Origin of the sequence: Paraprevotella clara YIT 11840 (genome assembly GCF_000233955.1) — a bacterium.
GTDB classification, from domain to species: Bacteria; Bacteroidota; Bacteroidia; order Bacteroidales; family Bacteroidaceae; genus Paraprevotella; species Paraprevotella clara.
In genome coordinates, this window is the sequence record NZ_JH376661.1 from 49451 (window position 1) to 70547 (window position 21097).

Here is a 21097-nt window from a genome sequence, read left to right on the forward strand (position 1 = left end):
CGGCTACAAGCTATACATTATATAATAAGGTAAAAAGATTCTATTAAGATGAAGAAAAGTTTAATCGCCCTGGCGTTCGGTACGTTCGCCCTGGGCATGGCAGAATTCGTCATGATGAGCATTCTGCCCTACGTGGCCCAGTCCATGCAATGCAGCATCCCCGAAGCCGGACATCTCATCTCGGCCTACGCCATCGGTGTTTGCGTGGGTGCCCCCTCTGTGGTATTAGTAGCCCGTAAACGCCCGCTCCATCAAATCCTGCTGGGCCTCATCGTGATTTATCTGACGGGCAACCTTCTGATGGCTTCTTGCTCAGACCTCCATCTTGGCGTGCTCTTCCGGTTCATCTCCGGTTTGCCGCATGGGGCATATTTCGGTGTAGGCTCCATCGTAGCCGACCGGCTGGCTCCTCGCGGCAAGAGTACTTCGGCCATCGCCATCATGTGCTCGGGCATGACCGTAGCCAACCTCATCGGCATCCCGGCAGGAACGTGGTTGAGCGACATGGTTTCCTGGCGCGTGATTTTCCTGTTCAACGGAGCATGGGGCATCCTCACCTTCATCCTGCTCTACCGTCTGGTTCCGCGAATGGAACCTCTTCCGAACACAGGACTGAAAGGGCAGTTCCGCTTCCTGAAAAGTGCGGCACCCTGGCTCATCATGGCTACGACCACTTTCGGGAATGGAGGTATCTTCTGCTGGTACAGCTATATCAGCCCGCTCATGAACCGGATTGCGGGATTCGCCCCTTCCGAGATCACCATGCTTATGGTATTGGCCGGAGGCAGCATGTGCGTGGGAAACCTGTTGGGCGGCAAGCTGGCCGACCGCTATACGCCGGGCAAAACCATATTGGGCGTACAGGCAGTCATGATTTTCGGACTGCTCACCACTTTTTTCCTCGCGTCCTATCCGGGCATTGCCGTACTGATGCTGTGCGTCTGCACGGCTTGCCTGTTCGGAGTGTCTGCACCGCAGCAACTGCTGCTGTTGCGTTTTTCCAAAGGCGGGGAAATGATGGGGGCGGCCTTGGTACAGGTAGCCTTCAATTTAGGTAACGCCGTAGGGGCGTACTGTGGCGGACTTCCCATCACATACGGCCTGCCTTACAATTACCCAGCCCTGGTCGGCGCCGGTTTTGTAGTTATCGGCGTGGTTTCCACCGCCACGTTCTGCAAGAAATATCAAACGGCAAACGCTGGTATCTAATTATACCAGCCTATCGAACAGTACGGGAATCACTTGAAACGGCGAATCACTTCCACAAAGTCTTTCCCGTACTTTTCTTTTTTAAACTCACCGATGCCGCTGACCGTACCGAATGCCTCCACCGTTTGCGGACGAGCCTCACAAAGATTCTGCAACACCTTGTCGGACATGACGATATAGGGCGGAAAACCTTGTGCATCGGCCAAACGTTTGCGTAAAGCCCGCAAAGCCTCGAACAGTTCTTGGCTGTCTGCCGCCAACGGAGCCGCTGCCGGACGACCGCCCGTAAACAAAACGGGAGCCGCAACCGGACGAAGGGATTTGCGTCCGCGCTTCTGTGGCTTCTCCTCCCTGCGGATAACGGCCAATTCCACTTTCCTACCTTTATATAAGACCTGCCTGCCGCTTTCGGTCAACTTCAGGTGGTTACCTTCTTCGTAAGCTATCTCGAACAGACCGTTCTGCAACATCTGCATCAGGTAGTCCTGCCAATCGCGCGGCGGCACATCGCGCCCCACCCCGAAAGTCTTCAGCGTTTCAAAATGGCCCTTCGTCACCTCCGGACTGAAATTGCCGCGCAGGATGTCCGTAAGCGTCCGGGCACTGACCTGCTCATCCGCCCGCACGATGGCACTCAAGGCTTTCTGGGCCAATATCGTACCGTCGAACCGTTGCGGAGGGTTCTTACACACATCGCAATTTCCGCAATCCCCGTCGGTATGTTCCCCGAAATAATTCAGCAAGATGCGACGACGGCACACGTCGGATTCCGCATATTCCTGCATCCGGCGCAGCTTCTCCATGTTGATTTCCCGCTGTCCGCTCTCTTGGGCAAACTTGGACAACTGCACCAAATCGCCCAATGAATAAAACAATACCGTTTCCGCCGGAAGACCGTCGCGACCGGCACGTCCGATTTCCTGGTAAAATCCTTCGATGCTTTTCGGCAAATTATAATGAATCACAAAACGGACATTGGATTTGTCTATGCCCATACCGAACGCCACCGTAGCACACACCACCTGCACACGGTCGTGGATAAAATCATCCTGTGCCCTCTCGCGCTCCTCAGTCGGAAGCCCGGCATGGTAGGCCACGGCTGCTATATCATGCCCACGAAGCATCTCCGCCACGCTTTCGGTGGTCTTCTTGCTCAGGCAATATATGATTCCGCAATCGTCGGGATGCCGGGCGATAAGTTCCAATATGGCACGGTCCTTGTCTTTCTTTTGATACCCGCGTTTCACGTCAAGACTGAGGTTCGGACGGTCGAAAGAAGAAATGAACACGACCGGATCGGACAAAGCCAACTGCTTCTGTATATCCTCCCGAGTCAAACGGTCGGCCGTAGCGGTCAATGCCACGATCGGCACATCGGGAAACGTCTGCCTCAACAATCCCAGTTGGGCATACTCCGGCCGGAAATCATGCCCCCATTGCGAGATACAGTGCGCTTCGTCCACTGCAAACAAGGATACTTTCATGTCCCTTATCAGATAAGGAAGCTCCAACATCAGGCGTTCGGGCGAAATATACAACAGTTTCAACTCCCCTCTCAGACAGGCCGCACGCACCCTGGCACTCTCTGCCTCGTCATTCATGCTGTTCAGTGCCGCCGCCGGCACTCCATTGGCCCGCAGTCCCTCCACTTGGTCTTTCATCAAGGATATCAAAGGAGATATCACGACTGTCGTCCCTTCCCTCATCAACGCAGGAACCTGATAACACAAGCTCTTCCCGCCACCGGTAGGCATGAGCACCACGACATCATGTCCGGCCAGAATATTCCCGATGATGTCCTCCTGTAAAGGACGGAAGGAGTCAAAGCCAAAATACCGTTTTAATATATTCTGCATAATTATTCACTACCTATTTTGTGAAAAACACCACAAAGATACGTCTTTTTTGCATCTTTTAATTGAATAGGCTTGTACAAGAAATAAAAAAACGCGATTTTTGCATACAAATGTACAATCAATAAAGAATAATCATATCCGACGAAGGGGCAAAAGAAGGGCTGATTATTTTTAATAAAAACAATCCGAAGTATGGGAAAGTATAATTTAACAGAAAAGAAAGAGAAGAATGCTGCCTATCGTTCGCTGGTAAGAGCCGAACTGGTAGACGAGTTGTATGAGAAAATCCTGAAAGTGTTCGTGGTGGACAAGAAGTATCGCGACCCAAGTTATTCTGCCAAGAAACTGGCCGAAGAGTTGAATACCAACACACGTTACATCAGTGCCGTGGTCAATATCCGCTTCCATCAGAATTACTCCAGCCTGGTCAATGAGTACCGCATCAAAGATGCCCAGTATCTCCTGACGGACAAAAGATACATGGACAAGACGATGGAGGAAATTTCAGCTATGGTGGGATTTGCCAACCGTCAGTCTTTCTACGCAGCATTTTATAAAATCTTAGGTGTCACTCCGCGCGGTTACCGCATGGAACATCTCGCCAAAGAAAAGGAAACGGCCAAGGCTTGACCAAACATGAACCAAATATGAAGGGATACATCTATCGGATATATCCCTTTTTTTCATTCATATACTCACATGCAAACAGAAACTTTTTCCTATAATGACGAGCAATTTGCAGATTTGCAGATGCTCCGTTACCGGGTGGACGGGTTCGACCGGCTGTCCATCACCCGGAAAAAACTGATATATTATCTGTCCGAAGCGGCACTGACTGGCCGTGACATCCTTTGGGACCAGAACGGGAAATACAACCTGCGGATACGGAAAACGTTGGAGACCCTCTACACCGACTATCCCGGCGACCGGGACAGCAAGGACTTCCGGGCACTCGCCGTCTACCTGAAACGCGTATGGTTCGCCAACGGCATACACCACCATTACGGCTGCGAGAAGTTCAAACCGGAATTCAGCGAGGCCTTCTTCCGGGAAGCCGTGCGGAACGTCCCTGCGGACAAGCTTCCGCTCGAAGAAGGACAGACGGCCGAGGAACTTTGCGAACTGCTCGCGCCCGTCATCTTCGACCCGGAAGTCATGCCCAAGCGTGTCAACCAGGCAAACGGGGACGACTTGGTCCGGACTTCCGCCTGTAACTATTACGGCGACGGGGTGACCCAGACGGAAGCGGAAACCTTCTACAACGCGATGAAGCAGGAGGGCGACCCGCACCCTGTCATGTACGGCATGAACAGCCGGCTGGTAAAGGCCGACGGGAATTTGCAGGAAAAAGTGTGGAAGTCGGGAGGCTTATACGGTGCGGCCATCGACCGCATCATCTATTGGCTGGAAAAAGCCACCGGCGTGGCAGAAAACGGGAAACAGGCCGAGGTGCTCCGCAAACTCATCGAATTTTACCGCACCGGCGACCTGAAAACATTCGACGAATACACCATCCTGTGGGTACAGGAGACCGAGGCGATGGTGGACTTCACCAACGGTTTCACGGAAACCTACGGCGACCCGTTGGGACTGAAAGCCAGTTGGGAAGGATACGCCAACTTCAAGGACTTGGAAGCCACGGCGCGTACGGAAAAGCTGAGCGCCAACGCCCAATGGTTTGAAGACCACTCTCCCGTGGACGACCGTTTCAAGAAAGCGGAATGCCGGGGGGTGTCGGCCAAGGTCATCAAGGCGGCCATCCTCGGAGGCGACCTCTATCCGGCCTCGGCCATCGGCATCAACCTGCCCAACTCCAACTGGGTGCGGGCGGAATACGGCAGCAAAAGCGTGACCATCGGTAACCTGACAGACGCTTACAACAAGGCGGCGCACGGTAACGGTTTCTTGCAGGAGTTCGTCATCGACGACGAAACGCTCCGGCTGCTCGACCGTTACCAGGATACCTGCGACGACCTGCATACCGACCTGCACGAATGTCTCGGACATGGAAGCGGCAAACTCCTGCCGGGCGTGGATCCGGATGCCCTGAAAGCCTACGGGGCGACCATCGAAGAAGCACGGGCCGACTTGTTCGGACTATATTACCTGGCCGACGCCAAACTGGTCGAATTAGGACTGACACCCGATGCCGAAGCCTACAAGGCACAATATTACGGCTACATGATGAACGGGCTGCTGACCCAAATGGTACGCATCGAACCGGGACGGGACATCGAAGAAGCCCACATGCGCAACCGCGCCCTCATCGCCCGGTGGGCCTACGGGCATGGCCGGGAAGAAGGGGTGACCGAACTTGTAAAACGTGACGGGAAAACATACGTCCGCATCCGCGACTATGAGAGGCTTCGCGAGTTGTTCGGCCTTTTGCTCCGCGAGATACAGCGCATCAAAAGCGAAGGCGACTACGAAGCGGCACGCGACTTGGTGGAACGGTACGGCGTGAAAACCGACCCGGCCCTGCACGCGGAAATCCTGCAACGCTACCGGGCATTGCACCTCTCGCCCTACAAAGGCTTTATCAATCCGGTCTACACGCCGGTCTACGACGAACAAAAGGAAATCACCGACATCAGGGTGGAATACGGCGAAGCCTACGACGCACAAATGTTGCGCTACAGCCGGGACTATGCCACCCTGCCTTACTGTAACGAATAATGGACATACCCGCAACCATCCGAAAGATAAAAACAGAGCTGCGCCTCGCCATGAACGGCGTGGCTTCTGCCTACATGCGTGAAAACGGCATGAACTACAAACTGAACTTCGGGGTGGAACTTCCCCGGCTCCGCGCCATCGCCGCCGAGTTCCCCGCAGACCACGACCTGGCCCAGGCCTTGTGGAAAGAAGACATCCGGGAATGCAAGCTGCTGGCCGCCATGCTCCAGCCCACCGGCACGTTCTATCCCGAAATCGCCGACATCTGGGTGGAATCTATGCCCAATGCGGAAATCGCACAACATACCGTGCAGAACCTCTTCTGCCGCCTGCCCTACGCCTCGCAGAAAGCGTACGAATGGATAGCCTCGGAAGACGAGATGTTCCAGCAATGCGGCTACCTGATTCTGGCACGCCTGTTCATGCAGGGACTCCGTCCCAACGAACGCTCGGCCGACGAGTTTCTCGACCAAGCCCGCACGGCCCTGCACGCTTCCCTCCCCGTGCGCCGCGCCGCCGTCTCGGCCTTACAGAAATACCAGACACTGGACGAAACGGCACGAGAGGCCGGGGAAAAGATTCTCCGGGAAACCGGAATCTGAACTTTCCACAAAAATAGAAGGCGCATCGTTCTGATTTTAAAGAAAAAAAGATTAACTTTGCGCGGTTTGGTAAAACAAAAGCTTTTATAGGAATATGAAAAAAGGAAAAGTTGACGCCCTGTTAGGCATCGTTTTCGGAGACGAAGGCAAAGGAAAAGTGGTAGACGTGTTTACCCCGGAATATGACGTGGTGGCCCGCTTCGCAGGCGGCCCGAATGCCGGACACACCATCATTTTCGAAGGCCAGAAGTTCGTACTCCGCTCCATCCCCTCGGGCATCTTCGCAAAAGACAAAGTGAACATCATCGGTAACGGTTGCGTCATCGCTCCGGACTTGTTCATGGCCGAAGCCAAGGAACTGGAGGCCGCAGGATACGACCTGAAAGAACGTCTGCACATCAGCAAGCGCGCCCACCTGATCCTGCCTACTCACCGTGTCCTGGACCGTGCTTACGAAGCCGCCAAAGGCAAGGCCAAAGTAGGCACCACCGGCAAAGGAATCGGCCCCACTTACAGCGACAAAGCCGCACGCATCGGCTTGCGCGTGGGTGACATCCTCGACCGCTTTGAAGAAAAATATGCGGCTCTGAAAGCCCGCCACGAGCAGATACTGAAAGACTTACACTATACGGACTACGACATCACGGACGAAGAAAAACTTTGGTTGGAGGGCGTGGAATACTTGCGCGGCTTCCACCTGACAGACACGGAAATCGAAATCAACCGTTACCTGAAAGAAGGCAAGAACGTGTTGGCCGAAGGCGCTCAAGGCACCATGCTCGACATCGACCATGGCACCTATCCTTTCGTCAGCTCTTCCAATACCACCAGCGGAGGCGTATGCACGGGATTGGGCATAGGCCCGACGGACATCCGCGAAGTGTTCGGCATCTTCAAGGCATACAGCACACGCGTAGGCTCGGGACCGTTCCCCGTAGAGCTGTTCGACGAGACGGGCGACACGCTCCGCGAAGTAGGACACGAATACGGTGCCGTGACGGGACGCAACCGCCGTTGCGGTTGGGTGGATTTGGTGGCATTGAAATATGCCATCATGATCAACGGCGTGACGCAGCTCATCATGATGAAAAGCGACGTGCTCGACGGGTTCGACACCATCAAGGCGTGCGTGGCCTATAAGAAAGACGGCGTGGTGATGGAAGACATGCCTTTCGAGACGGAAGGCTGCGAAGCCGTCTACAAGGAACTTCCGGGTTGGAAGGAGGACTTGTCGCACATGACGGACGAGAGCCAGTTCCCGCAAGCTTTCAAGGACTATATCCGTTTCCTCGAAACGGAACTGGAGACTCCGATTACGATCCTGTCCGTAGGTCCCGACCGCGCACAGACCATCGTACGCAAAAAATAAAATCTGTTTCATAAGCAAATGCCTGAGCCAGCCCCTTAAGGCTCGGGCACAGCCCCGTCCTTTCGGCCTTTCCCGCCTATAGGACGGGGCTTCTTTCTGTACCCGGTGCGCTCTTTCCACCCGCACCCCGCAAAAGTTCGGACAAAAGAACAGAATGTTTTTGTTGGCACAGACATCTTTTTGTCCATACGTTCTTCTGCCTAAGAAAACCGGCTTTCAAACCCGCCCCGGCCCTTGCTCGTTCGCTTCCAACACCGTGCTCCTCCTGACAAAATGTAAGCAATGCTTCCGTTTCAAGGGTAACAAAATTAGAAATCCACGCGCACTCCATGTATTTTTCGCCTCCATTTATTTACATAAAAACACATTTGAGGCTTAGTTTTAATGGTTTTTCACGCCAAAGGCGTTCCAATCTCAAGAGAATGATTTTTCGTTCGGCTGAAAAAACATTTTTTTTCTCCGGTTGTCGTGGCAAAGTTCTCCGCACAATGGCGAAACAGCCATCTGAAAACGAAATGAAAATATGCTGAAACGGGCGGTTTTTCCTCTATTTGAAGGACTGACACTGTCAAAATCCGAAAAGCCGTATGTCAGGCAAACAGCCCCTTATGCTTACACACGTTCCGGACATCTGCGCCGAACCGGCTTTCCGTCCGTTCAGAAAGGCAGCCGCATACGTGGAACAAGCGGTCAAAACGTCACGGGGTATCTTTCGCAAGATTCGCGTATTTCCATCAGTGTCCGCCCACGGGCAGAAATAACGCATTCTCGCAAGGGGTACTTTGACATTCTGACAAAAATGGGATCTTAGCCTGGATTTAAGAACCGTTTGCTTCTTGCATCGGAAAAATCCATTAAATTTGCAATATTCAAAAAATACATTCAACCCATGAAAAAACAGAACAGCATTATTTTTTGCCTGCTCATGGCCTTTCTTACGGCCTGCACCCCAAGTAAAAAAGAACCGGAATTGGACTTCGCACAGACCTTGCACTTCTCGGAAAACAAGTGCCACTTCATAGCCGAAGAGGTGGACTCAGTAAGCTACCTCCCCCTGCAATCCACCGCAAAATCGGTATTAAGCTCCATAGACAAAATGTATTTCAGGAACGGCCTGATTTATATCGCTGACATACGGAACCGTAAAATCGTGGTTTTCAAGACGGACGGAACGGTGGCTTTCGTCATCGACCGCTTCGGGCATGGCGAAGGGGAATATCAGGACTTCGGGTGTTTCACGGTGGATAAAGACTACATTTACGTGATAGACAATACCCGCCGCGCGGTTCTCCTTTACGAAAGCCGTACCGGGGCTTACAAAGACCGGAAGCCCTTGACCGTCACGGCATGGGACGTCGAGGCGACGGCCAACGGAGAGTTCCTGTTGGCATTCGTCCCGATGAAGGGAGGCCGGTTGAAAGAGGAGCAGCAGCCTTACCACATCTTTATCGCCGACAAGGATTTCCGCATCCGGAAAGGACTGTTGGAATACGACGAAACGTACAGTGCCCCACTGGGACAGCCGACATTTTTCACCACAGACGAAAACCACATTTATTTCTCTTCACTGTGGTTCGACGGCGTGACCGTTTTCGACATAGACAATCCCGAGAAATACACCCATATAGCCATAGAGTTTGAAAACAAGTTGACGGCAGAAGAACGTGCCGACCACGACCGCTTCATCCTCAGCACGGCCAATTATCTGGTAGCCACACCGGTGTTCGTCCAAGGGTACATCGCTTTCCTCATCACTGGCCCGGAATATTCCGAACCTTACTTGTACGACTGCCGGAAAAACGTATTCTGCCGCAACAACCCGGACGACTGCCACAACGCTTTCTTAGGAGCCATTGCCAGCCACGACGGGATGTTCGTAAGCTCCATTTCCGATTACGACTCTTATGCGGAATTGGTGGAATGCGGCTTCCGGAAAGCTGGACAAGCCATAGAGGAAGCCTTAAAAGAGGGCGATACGGTGCTTATCCTTTACCACATGAGACCTTGACGGGCATGGTGTGCTATGCAATTACGCAACACAGACAAGCTTTTTATCCAACTTTCAAGATATAAATGCTGGGGTAAACCAAATTCTCTTGCAATCTGCTTCTTAAGGTTGTTATCTGCCAAATTGCAATATAGCTTTGAGAGCGTTCCGAAAGATGACACTTCCAAAGTTTTCCACGCAGGTGGATAGGGTGGGTTATCGTACTTGGCAAAATGTTCAATCAAAAAATCTTCTTTTGAGCGTTGCAGTTCTTCCTCTATATTGGAGAGGCATTTAGAAAAGATTGTTGTGTTGGAGAACAATGATTTATCAGCAAACCAAAATGCACCACAGTTTGATGATACTATTTGGATAACTTTAGTGCGGAGAGCTATCTCAATGCTTTGTATCGCTGAAAAAATGAGGGTACGCAATTCTTTGTCAAAATTATACAAGGTTACTACGTTCTCAAACTTACTTTTAGGCTTAAATACATGGTTCACTTTATCGCTTTCCATAGGTTTCCAATAATTAGCCAAACGAAAATAACTAATGATTTTCAAGCATTCAACTGCCGCTTGCTCATCATCAAACAGAAGTCCCCTGTTTTTCAACATTTCCATTTGGTCGACAATACTTATGGGCTGCTTAGTATATGTTTCCATAGGTGTATAAAAAATAAGTTCCGCCCTGGTACGCATTGTAAAGAGGCGTGGCGGAAATTGTTATTGCAAAGATAATGTTTTTTCTGCCGTACTGCAAACATTTCGATGTTTTTCTATAAAAACAAAAAATTAGTACCTTTGCGATGAAACGAAATAAAGCAAAACTCATCGCAGTTCGTGCCGCATGGAAGCCACATCTTCGGGATTAGCCCCTAACTCCATGGCTTTGTCCAAATCGGCACGGGCTTCTTTCTTCCGCTTCGTCTCGATATAGAGCGCGGCACGGTTGAGCAAATAATCGATATTCTTCGGTTCCAAAGAAATCGCTTTCGTGAAATCCGCCTCGGCCGCTTCGTATTGCTTGCGCGTCTGTTCCAAACCGGCACGGACAGCATACAGGATGGCATGGTCCGGCGCGGCGGCCACCATGGCATTGATCTGCTCCATGGCCTCCCGCGGACGGTTGTCTTTCTCATTCAACAGTACCAGACCGATACGAGCCTCTTCGTGTGCCGGATTCAGTTTGAGCAAAGCCTCGTAATCCGTACGCGCTTTCTTGTAGAGCCGTTGCTCGGTATAGATATACGCACGCATGAAAAGCGCTTCCTGCTCGTCAGCCTTCCAGTCCAGCACGTCGCTATAATCCACCAAAGCCTTCTCCTTGTTGCCCAACTGCATGTAGAGCTTGGCCCGGGCCATGCGCAACGGCAGGACATGGGGAGCCACGTTCAGTCCCATGGTGTAACTCTCCAAGGCTTTTTCCAACTTGCCGCGATGCTCCTGCATACGGCCTATCTGGTAGTATATCATTGCATTGGAACGTTGGGCAGGCTCCACACGCATCGCATCACGGAAAAGCTTTTCCGCCATCTCCGTACTGTCCATGGACATCGCATCCAAGGCTTTCCGTACATATTCCTTATATGACTGCGCCTGTGCAGCTACCGCCACCAGCCATAAACTCGCTATGAATATCCATTTTTTCATCTTGCCCTCCTTTTTTGGTCCATAAAGAATCGTTACGTGCAATCAAGGTGCATTCCTTACGCAAATATAGGTATTAAAAAAGATTCCGCCTCATATTTGCCGAGAAATAGACCAAAAAACAGTCACTTCTCATAAGAAAAAGGACTGCCGACATGCCATTTTCCGGCATATCGACAGTCCTTCTTTGTTCGTAACATTCAGAGAATCCGGCCTATCGTGGCCGAAACCTCCGGTATCAGGCTTTCTTGATGTAATCCACAATCCACTGCCCGACTTCCGTCGTTCCGTAACGCTCCCCGCCTTCTACCTGAATTTCCGGCGTACGTACATTGGCATCCAAAGAAGCATTCACAGCCTTGCGTATCAATGCGCCTTCGTCCTTCAAATCAAAGTACTCGAACAGCATGGCCACGGAAAGAATCTGGGCCAAAGGATTGGCTATGTTCTGCCCCTTGGCTTGCGGCCAAGAACCATGAATAGGTTCAAACACAGGCGTATGCTCACCCGTAGAAGCCGACGGCAACAAGCCCATGGAACCGGTGATACAAGAGCCTTCGTCGGTCAGGATGTCGCCGAAAGTATTCTCCGTCACCATTACATCAAAGAAACGCGGGTCTTGAATCATACGCATGGCGGCATTGTCCACAAACATATAATCGGTCTCCACTTCAGGATACTGCGGAGCCATCTCCTTGGCTACCTGACGCCACAATCGGCTCGATGCCAACACATTGGCTTTGTCTACCACCGTCAGGTGCTTGCGGCGGCGCATCGCATATTCGTAAGCCACGCGGAGGATACGTTCGATTTCCGGACGTGTATAAGCGTTCGTATCGTATGCCTTGTCATCATCTTGGTACTTCTCTCCGAAATACATGCCGCCGGTCAGTTCGCGGATACAAATGAAGTCTGCACCGCGCACTAACTCGTCCTTCAATGGCGACTTGTGAATCAAACAATCAAAAGTCTCCACCGGACGGATATTGGCAAACAAACCTAACTTCTTGCGCATGGCCAGAAGTCCTTGTTCGGGGCGTACCTTGGCCGTGGGGTCATTGTCAAACTTAGGGTCTCCCACGGCTGAAAACAACACGGCATCGGCATCCATGCAGACTTTAAACGTTTCTTCGGGGAACGGGTCGCCCACTTTGTCGATGGCTTCCGCGCCGCAAAGTGCATATTGATAACTTGCATGATGGCCGAACTTCTCGCATACGGCATTCATCACTGCGACTCCTTGTTCCGAAATCTCGGGGCCTATGCCGTCGCCCGGCAATACGGCAATCTTTAAATCCATAATATTCAGTTTATATTCGTTATTTCAATCATCAAACATGACTCTCCAAGTCCTTATAATCTTCCTCGATGAGGTTCAGCAACTTCACCGTGGCCTTGATGGCGGCTTCCGTCTGGTCGGCATCCAAGCCGCGCGTACGATATACCTTCCCGTTCCAGTTCCACGTAATGACGGCCTGCACCAAAGCATCCGTCCGACCACCCGGCGGAATACTCACACTGTAATTGGCCAGCCACGGGAACTTCCGCGAAAGGCGGTTCTTATAAATATGGCGGGCAGCCCGCATGAATGCGTCGAACTGGCCGTCACCGGAAGCATTCTCTTCGTACGCCTCCCCGTTGATTTCCAACTTTACTTGTGCCATCGGTTTCAGGCCGTACGCCGTGGTGACCATATAACTCAACAGACGGACATGCTCCTCCACGGTATCATGCTTCAGCACATCGGACACGATATAAGGCAAGTCCTCCTGCGTCACCAACTCTTTCTTATCGCCCAACTCAATGATACGTTCCGTCACTTTGCGGGTCTGCTCGGGCGACAATTCCAAACCCAATTCCTCCAAGTTCTTGAGGATATTGGCCTTCCCGCTGTTTTTGCCCAAGGCATACTCCCGCTTACGGCCGAAACGCTCGGGCAAAAGGTCGTTGCAATAAAGGTTGGCCTTGTTGTCTCCGTCGGCATGCACGCCGGCCACCTGCGTAAACACACTCTCGCCCGTAATCGGACGGTTGGGCGGAATAGGGATGCCGGAATAGCTTTCCACCATCCGGCTCACTTCGTTCAACCGGCTTTCGTCGATATCTGTCTGTGCATTGAACTGGTCTTTCAATATCGCCTGCACACTGGCCAACGGGGCATTCCCTGCCCGTTCGCCCAAGCCGTTGACCGAGGTATGGATACCCCGGCAACCGCCCAACACGGCAGCCAGCACGTTGGAAATGGCCAAGTCGTAATCGTTATGGGCATGGAAGTCGAAGTGCAAGCCCGGATAGCGTTTCACCATCTTGCGGATGTAACCCAACAAATCCAAAGGATTCAGGATGCCCAACGTATCCGGCAACATGAAACGCCGGATTTTCGTATCTTTCAAGGCATCCATCAATGCAAAGACATAGTCCGGCGAATGCTTCATGCCATTGCTCCAGTCTTCCAGATAGACGTTTACGGCAATGCCCAGTTCTTCGGCATAATCCAAAGAACGACGGATGTCGGCCACGTGCTGCTCCAACGTTTTCTTCAACTGGTTCGTACAATGGTTTTCCGAACCCTTACACAACAAATTGATGTTTTTACACCCGCAAGCATGAATCCAATCCAAAGAAGCGTGTCCGTCTACAAACCCCAAAACTTCCACCCGGTGGAGCCGCCCGGTCTGGCGCGCCCACTGGCAAATGCTACGCACCGCATCCACTTCCCCTTCGGAAACCCGGGCCGAAGCCACCTCTATGCGGTCCACGTTCAGGTCTTGCAACAGCGCACGGGCTATCATCAACTTTTCATGTGGCACAAAACTTACGCCACTGGTTTGTTCCCCGTCGCGCAAGGTCGTGTCCATGATTTCTATCTTCACAGGATTCGCTTTCATCCTTATCAGGCGTTACGACGCTCCCAATCCTCTATCTTTCCTTTGTTTTCCAACAGGAAGTCGATGTCGTCGAGCGCATTCATCAAACAATATTTCTTGTATCCGTTGATTTCGAACTTCTCACTGCGCCCCGTGGCTTTATTGGTCACCGTCTGGTTCGGCAAATCCACCTCTACCTGCATCTTCGGGTCGGCTTCGATGGAAGCAAACAATTCGGCCAGAAAATCCTCGCTGACCACCACAGGCAACACAAAGTTGTTCAATTCGTTGTTCTTGTGGATGTCGGCAAAGAAACTGCTGATAACGACCCGGAAACCGTAACCGGCTATCGCCCAAGCCGCATGTTCGCGACTGGAACCGCTACCGAAGTTCTTCCCGGCCACAAGAATCTCTCCCCCGTAAGTAGGGTTATTCAATACAAAATCCTTGTTCACCGTCCCATCGGCATTGTAACGCCAGTCGCGGAACAGGTTTTCGCCGAAAAAGCTCTCTTCTCTTGTCGTGGCTTTCAAGAAGCGTGCCGGAATAATCTGGTCGGTATCCACATTCTCCAAAGGAAGAGGCACACATGTACTTGTTATGATATTGAATTTCTGTTTCATAGCTCTATTACATTAATGTTCGCGGATCGGTTATCACTCCTGTCACGGCTGCGGCTGCGGCCACCAACGGACTGGCCAACACCGTACGCGCACCGGGACCTTGACGTCCTTCAAAATTACGGTTGGAAGTAGACACGGACAATTTCCCTGCCGGAATCTTGTCATCGTTCATAGCCAAACAGGCTGAACAGCCGGGCTGACGGAGCGCAAAGCCTGCTTCCTCAAACACCTTGTCCAAACCTTCGGCCTTAATCTGGTCGGCCACCATCCATGAACCGGGCACCAACCACGCTACCACATGGTCTGCCTTCTTACGTCCTTTCACAATGGAAGCAAAAGCGCGGAAATCCTCGATGCGCCCGTTGGTACATGCCCCGAGGAATACATAATCCACCGGTTTGCCCAACAGCTTCTCGCCCGGTTGGAAACCCATATAGTCCAAGGACTTCAGGTATGACACCCGCCCGGCTTCAGGCACCGTGTCTATCGCCGGTACACTTTCCGTAATGCCGATGCCCATACCCGGATTCGTCCCGTATGTGATACGGGGTTCAATGTCCGCCGCATTGAAGGTCAGTTCTTTGTCAAACACGGCATCTTCCCCACTCTTCAAGGTCTTCCAGTAGGCCACGGCTTTGTCCCAAGCTTCGCCCTTCGGAGCATATTCGCGCCCTTTGATGTACTCGAAAGTCACCTCGTCCGGAGCAATGAAGCCGCCACGGGCACCCATTTCAATAGAAAGGTTACACAGCGTCAAACGTCCTTCCATGGACAAATTACGCACTACGGAACCAGCATATTCCACAAAATAACCGGTAGCCCCCGAAGTCGTCAACTGCGACATCAGATAAAGCGCCACGTCTTTGGCTGTCACTCCCTTCCCCAATTCGCCTTCCACATTAATGCGCATGGATTTGGGCTTTTGCTGCAAGATGCACTGGGATGCCATCACCATCTCCACTTCAGACGTTCCGATGCCGAAAGCCACGGCTCCCATGGCTCCATGTGTAGACGTGTGGGAATCGCCGCACACAATCGTCATGCCGGGCAACGAGAGGCCGCGCTCCGGCCCCACCACATGGATGATACCGTTCTTCGGGTTCATCATGCCGAAGTGGGTCAAACCGAAATCGGCCGCATTCTTGGCCAACGTGTCCACCTGTGTCTTGCTGACAGGATCCTCTATCGGCTTATCTTGGTCGTGCGTCGGAGTATTATGGTCCGGCATACAATAAATATGGTCGGGACGGAAACATTTCAAGCCTCGGGCACGCATGCCGGCGAAAGCCTGCGGACTGGTCACCTCATGACAGTAAAGCCTGTCGATGTACAGTTGTTGCGGCCCGTCTTCCACGTACTGTACGACGTGTTTATCCCAAATTTTGTCAAACAGAGTATTTGCCATTGTCGTCTTGGATATTTATTTTTTAAATTTGTTGATACAATCAATATAAGCTTCCACGGAAGCCGTCACGATATCGGTATTGGCTCCGAATCCGTAATACACATGTCCATCGTATTCCACTTGCATGTGCACCTTGCCCACATCGTCCGACCCTTTGCTGATGGCCTGTATGGTGAATTCTTTCAGCACCATCTGACGTTTGATGATGTTCTTCAATGCCGATATGGCGGCATCCACAGGACCATTTCCGCTGGCCGAGGCTTCGAACTTCTCACCGGCGATGTCCAATCCGATACAAGCCACAGACTTGACACCCATTCCCGTAGTGACTTGCAAATAGTCGAGTTTCACGGCATGGGCGGCAGCACGGTCGGCACCGGCCAACATCAGGATATCGTCGTCGTTCACTTCTTTCTTCTTGTCGGCCAACTTCAGGAATTCCTGATAAGTCACGTCGAGACGTTCGCCCTCCATTTCCACGCCCAACACGCTCAAACGGTGTTTCAAAGCCGCCCGTCCGCTACGTGCGGTCAAAACGATGGCATTGTCATCAATACCCACATCCTTGGGATCCATGATTTCGTAGGTCTGCACATTCTTCAGTACACCGTCCTGATGGATTCCGCTGGAATGGGCGAAGGCATTACGTCCCACGATGGCCTTGTTGGGCTGTACCGGCATGTTCATCAAGCTGGACACCAAACGGCTCGTAGGATATATCTTTTGCGTATTGATATTGGTATCGATGCCGATTCCTTTATGGCATTTAAGAATCATGGCCACTTCTTCGAGAGAGGTATTCCCCGCACGCTCACCGATACCGTTAATGGTGACTTCCGCCTGGCGGGCACCGTTCATGATTCCCGCAATCGTATTGGCAGTAGCCATGCCCAGGTCATTATGGCAATGTGTGGACAAGATAGCCTTGCCGGCCGAAAGACCGTCCACATGTTCCATCAGATATTTGATTTTGGCCCCGAACTCCTGAGGCAAGCAATATCCCGTCGTGTCGGGAATGTTCACCACCGTCGCACCGGCCTTTACCACGGCATCCACCACACGGGCCAGATATTCATTGTCCGTACGCCCTGCATCCTCGGCATAGAACTCCACGTCCTCCACATAACGTTTGGCATACTTCACGGCAGCCACGGCACGCTCGATGATTTCCTCACGGTTGGAATTGAACTTATATTTAATATGGGAATCCGAAGTCCCTATGCCGGTATGTATCCGCTTGTGTTTGGCAGCCTGCAGAGCCTCGGCTGCCACATCGATATCTTTCTGCACCGCACGGGTCAACGCGCAAATCGTAGGCCATGTCACTGCCTTTGAAATTTCTATCACCGAATTGAAATCACCGGGACTGGATACCGGGAAACCGGCCTCTATCACGTCCACTCCAAGTGCCTCCAACTGGCGTGCCACCTGAATTTTCTCCACCGTGTTCAACTGGCAGCCGGGAACTTGTTCCCCGTCGCGTAAGGTCGTATCAAAAATAAATAATCTGTCGCTCATATCTTTTCGTTTTATAATCTACTAAAAAAGAAGCCTTTCTCACCGGGAAGTGGGAAAGGCCTTGTATATTTTGCACACTACAACTACGCACAGACCACACTTCCCACTACAAAACGCAGTCGAATATCCAACATGGCCAATAATGTAATCGTCGTGCTCATCGCTTCTTCCTTTTTTATTATTCGACTGCAAAGATAAAAGGATTTATCGACCCAAACAAATAAATTAAAAGAAAAATCGACATTAAACTGTGATATTATCATTTCGCGAAGAGCTAAAACCAATAGTCTTCACCCATAACCCATCAATATTACCGGACTTGTTCCGGTTTATTTTGCAAAAAATACATTTTTGCCCCAAAAGAATACCTGAAACGAACGTCCTTAAAATAAAGAAACTTCAAACAGACTCGATAATAACATATACGGAAGGATACCCCCAAACGGTAATCCTTCCGTATATGCCATGCCTTTACCGGTGTAAAACCCTCTTGCACGGCGATTCATCCATAAAGAGGTAACTCTTCTGATATCCGCCGCAATCCACTACGATCTTTTCAAACACGATTCCCGGATCTAAAGGTTTAAGGGTAAGCAACTGCATCCCGTCCGTAGATGGAGGCACGGTAAGCTTCACGGTCTTCTCTACCACGCGGCGGGCCACCGTCGGATAAAACACGCTGTATACGTTCTCCGACTCTTCATTCAAATCGGCATTGAAATTGACCACCGTCTCTTTTCCCCCATCAAAACCGACGGTATATTCGTGGCCTTTCACATCATGAAAAGCCAGCGTGGACTTGACTACTACATGTACGTTGACTTCCGACACATTTTCCGGAAGAGCCATCTTGTAAGTCAGCGACGCGCCTTCCACGCCCCCAGTGTAAGGCATCAATGCCACACCGCTCAACGTACGTCCCAAATAAGGAATGACCTTCCAATCGGCTGATGCCGAAGGATTTGCCTCGAAATAATGCTCGGCCTCCATAGACACCACGCCATACTTGCCCGTAAAGACATAGCCTCCCTTTTGTCGTTCGGGATTCTCTATCCGGAATACTTCCGGCATGATATTGGCACGGAAGTTATCATTCCATGAGGTATATCCGATATGTTTCTGCGCCATCATGTTTTTCCATTTTCCCCCGGACATCACATTATTGTAGTCATCGCATAACAAAGAGTCAAACTTAAATGTCTGCACCACCTTATCCGCCCAAAAGTTAGCTTGCGGATTGTTCTCCTTATATAACTTATGGTTCATAGCCTGCGCATAATACATCTCATAAAGATTAGCCATGGCTTGCACCGGGAAAAGAATCAACTGCTTGTAAGCATCATGATACTCCTGCGGCAAAGACAGATATTGGCGAAGCGCATCGGCCTCCAACTTACGGTATTCATCGGCCACCTGTTTCCACTCGCCGGTTTCTATATTATAAGTATGGCGGTCCAACATTTCCGGAGTCACACGCCCATTGTATTTGCTATAAAGGTTGAGAATACGCGCAGCTTCATCAGCCTGTTCTTCTCCAAACTGTCGGGCACAAAAACCACGCGGATGCTCCAGCAGGTTATCTGCCGTATACCGTTTCGGATTCCAAGCCATATCCAAAAACAAAGTAACGGGATACTCCATGGGTTTCAAATCACCCACATTAAGAATCCATAATTTATCCACACCGTAATCATACGTCAACTGCAACTGCTCCCACATGTTCTGTATGGGAGTCACATTCAACCATTTTGAATTTCTCGGCGCACCGACATAATCCACATGATAATACATGCCCCAGCCTCCGGAACGTTTGCGTTCTTCCGCATTGGGCAGACGACGTACATTTCCCCAATTATCATCACAAAGCAACATGATTACATCATCCGGTACGCGCAACCCCATATCATAAAAGCGTTGTACCTCTTTATATATGGCCCACACCTGAGGCCGCTCATCGGCGGGCTTGCCAGTCACGTCCTTTATGATTCTACGCTGGTTCTTGATTACTTTCTTGAGCAAATTCATATTGTATTCGTCACGGTTGACATACTCATGGTCTGCACCTTCTTTTCCGCCCATCGGTGCATCACCGTCGCCACGCATGCCGATGGTAATCAAGTCTTCGGTATCTTTCACTCGTTCTATTCCTTCACGGAAAAAACGATCGAGCACTTTTTGATTGGTCGCATAATCCCATACTCCGTACTGTTTCCGTTTGCGCGCCCACTCCTGATGGTTACGCGCCATCGGTTCATGATGGGAAGTTCCCATTATAATTCCCATAGCATGAGCCGTCTTGCTGTTTTCGGGATCATCCGCATAAAAGCTCCAAGCCCACATGGCCGGCCACATGAAGTTTCCTCGCAAGCGAAGAATCAACTCGAAAACGCGGGCATAAAAACGGTGGTCTCCATAATTGGTTCCATAGGTATGCTTTACCCATCCCGTAAGACAAGGAGCTTCATCGTTCAGAAATATACCCCGGTATTTTACGGCCGGTTCACCGGCAGTGTATTCACCACGCCGAATATACAAGTCCTTACGTTGAACCACGGGCACATCCGCCCAATCATACCAGGGGGACACCCCTATCTGTTCTGAAAGCTCATATATGCCATAAATCGTTCCCCGCTTATCACTACCGATAACGACCCATGCCTCGTCTACTCCATCAAAAGGACGAGAAACTGCTTTCATCAAGTATTTCTCACGTTTACCTTTCAATGAGGTGATATCTATTTTCTTTGCCTTTACGAGTTCCTTGATAAATCGGCTCTCCAAAGAACCGGCCACGATCAAACGCGGCCCCCTCACGGAGTGGAGAAGTTCGGCTTGCCTTCCCGTCACTTTACGAAAATCATCTTGTAAGTTTTTCGCAGCAATGACAATCCCGACGTCATCTTTTTCATCCAACAATATTGGAGTAGCCTTACCGCCCTCAATCAACGTAAAACAATCAGCGGCAGGCTGCTCAAAAGTAATCCCTTTGTTGTCGATAGCCCAAGCTGAACCTATCAGCCCACTCACCACCAATAATACCATTAACATTCTTCTTTTCCGCATAACCATAAAATCTTATTTGTTTTCAATCATATTGCAATCTTTCCCGCAAAAAATTCATTGCAAAGAAACAAACAAAAAACAGAAACCTCATAAAATAAGTATTGCGAATATTTTAGCGTATGTAACATCCATCACTTTTTCCTTCAAAAAACAATTCCATATACTAAGGTTACAATGAATATACATTCTTCACTTACATAGAACCGGATAATGGAATAAATGTCTGAATATAAGACAAGAACAGGATATATCGGTAGCTCTGGAAAAAAGGAA

General features: G+C 50.8%; 16 protein-coding genes. 7 read left to right on the forward strand and 9 right to left on the reverse strand.

The window, feature by feature from the left end; genetic code table 11:
• The first annotated feature begins 48 nt into the window (after window positions 1-48).
• Entirely contained in the window at window positions 49-1209 is a 1161-nt protein-coding gene (araJ, locus tag HMPREF9441_RS16390; protein ID WP_008623060.1) for an MFS transporter AraJ, read from the forward strand.
• A gap of 29 nt (window positions 1210-1238) precedes the next feature.
• Here the strand turns inward: araJ and recQ are convergent, their stop codons facing one another.
• On the reverse strand, window positions 1239-3065 hold the full coding sequence (gene recQ / locus HMPREF9441_RS16395) for a DNA helicase RecQ (protein WP_008623061.1): 1827 nt from the start codon (window positions 3063-3065) through the stop codon (window positions 1239-1241).
• Between the two features lie 192 nt (window positions 3066-3257).
• On the opposite strand from recQ, the gene HMPREF9441_RS16400 reads away from it, so the two are divergent.
• The 6 genes from HMPREF9441_RS16400 (at window position 3258) to HMPREF9441_RS16430 (ending at window position 9720) form a co-directional block, all read left to right on the forward strand.
• Window positions 3258-3695 (forward strand): helix-turn-helix domain-containing protein, encoded by a 438-nt coding sequence (locus tag HMPREF9441_RS16400; RefSeq protein ID WP_008623063.1) that lies wholly within the window; start codon window positions 3258-3260, stop codon window positions 3693-3695.
• Between the two features lie 69 nt (window positions 3696-3764).
• Complete coding sequence (locus tag HMPREF9441_RS16405; protein ID WP_008623064.1) at window positions 3765-5741, forward strand: dipeptidyl-peptidase 3 family protein; 1977 nt, start codon at window positions 3765-3767, stop codon at window positions 5739-5741.
• Window positions 5741-6343 carry a DNA alkylation repair protein gene (locus tag HMPREF9441_RS16410; protein WP_008623065.1) on the forward strand — a complete coding sequence of 201 codons (603 nt, stop codon included), beginning with the start codon at window positions 5741-5743 and terminating at the stop codon, window positions 6341-6343. The genes HMPREF9441_RS16405 and HMPREF9441_RS16410 overlap by 1 nt, the downstream gene beginning before the upstream one ends.
• 94 nt (window positions 6344-6437) lie before the next feature.
• Entirely contained in the window at window positions 6438-7712 is a 1275-nt protein-coding gene (locus tag HMPREF9441_RS16415) for an adenylosuccinate synthase (RefSeq protein WP_008623066.1), read from the forward strand.
• 608 nt (window positions 7713-8320) lie between these two features.
• The gene (locus HMPREF9441_RS18495) at window positions 8321-8473 is read left to right on the forward strand and encodes a hypothetical protein (protein WP_157244592.1); all 153 of its coding nucleotides are present in this window, start codon (window positions 8321-8323) and stop codon (window positions 8471-8473) included.
• Window positions 8474-8601: 128 nt separating this feature from the next.
• Entirely contained in the window at window positions 8602-9720 is a 1119-nt protein-coding gene (locus HMPREF9441_RS16430; protein ID WP_244949820.1) for a 6-bladed beta-propeller, read from the forward strand.
• Here the strand turns inward: HMPREF9441_RS16430 and HMPREF9441_RS16435 are convergent.
• From HMPREF9441_RS16435 to HMPREF9441_RS16470, 8 genes are all read right to left on the reverse strand, one after another.
• On the reverse strand, window positions 9702-10364 hold the full coding sequence (locus HMPREF9441_RS16435) for an Abi family protein (RefSeq protein ID WP_244949821.1): 663 nt from the start codon (window positions 10362-10364) through the stop codon (window positions 9702-9704). The genes HMPREF9441_RS16430 and HMPREF9441_RS16435 overlap by 19 nt on opposite strands.
• Window positions 10365-10529: 165 nt before the next feature.
• Window positions 10530-11351 (reverse strand): tetratricopeptide repeat protein, encoded by an 822-nt coding sequence (locus tag HMPREF9441_RS16440; RefSeq protein WP_244949822.1) that lies wholly within the window; start codon window positions 11349-11351, stop codon window positions 10530-10532.
• 235 nt (window positions 11352-11586) lie between these two features.
• The gene (leuB, locus tag HMPREF9441_RS16445) at window positions 11587-12648 is read right to left on the reverse strand and encodes a 3-isopropylmalate dehydrogenase (RefSeq protein WP_008623074.1); all 1062 of its coding nucleotides are present in this window, start codon (window positions 12646-12648) and stop codon (window positions 11587-11589) included.
• Window positions 12649-12679: 31 nt separating this feature from the next.
• Window positions 12680-14236: an alpha-isopropylmalate synthase regulatory domain-containing protein gene (locus HMPREF9441_RS16450; protein ID WP_008623075.1), complete on the reverse strand. Its 1557-nt coding sequence runs from the start codon at window positions 14234-14236 to the stop codon at window positions 12680-12682.
• Between the two features lie 5 nt (window positions 14237-14241).
• The gene (gene leuD, locus HMPREF9441_RS16455; RefSeq protein WP_008623076.1) at window positions 14242-14838 is read right to left on the reverse strand and encodes a 3-isopropylmalate dehydratase small subunit; all 597 of its coding nucleotides are present in this window, start codon (window positions 14836-14838) and stop codon (window positions 14242-14244) included.
• Between the two features lie 7 nt (window positions 14839-14845).
• Window positions 14846-16243: a 3-isopropylmalate dehydratase large subunit gene (gene leuC, locus HMPREF9441_RS16460; RefSeq protein WP_008623077.1), complete on the reverse strand. Its 1398-nt coding sequence runs from the start codon at window positions 16241-16243 to the stop codon at window positions 14846-14848.
• 15 nt (window positions 16244-16258) lie between these two features.
• A complete protein-coding gene (locus HMPREF9441_RS16465) occupies window positions 16259-17761 on the reverse strand; it encodes a 2-isopropylmalate synthase (protein WP_008623078.1) in 1503 nt (500 codons plus the stop codon).
• A gap of 471 nt (window positions 17762-18232) precedes the next feature.
• Window positions 18233-20809 carry a glycosyl hydrolase 115 family protein gene (locus HMPREF9441_RS16470; RefSeq protein ID WP_410517976.1) on the reverse strand — a complete coding sequence of 859 codons (2577 nt, stop codon included), beginning with the start codon at window positions 20807-20809 and terminating at the stop codon, window positions 18233-18235.
• Window positions 20810-21097 lie beyond the last annotated feature (288 nt).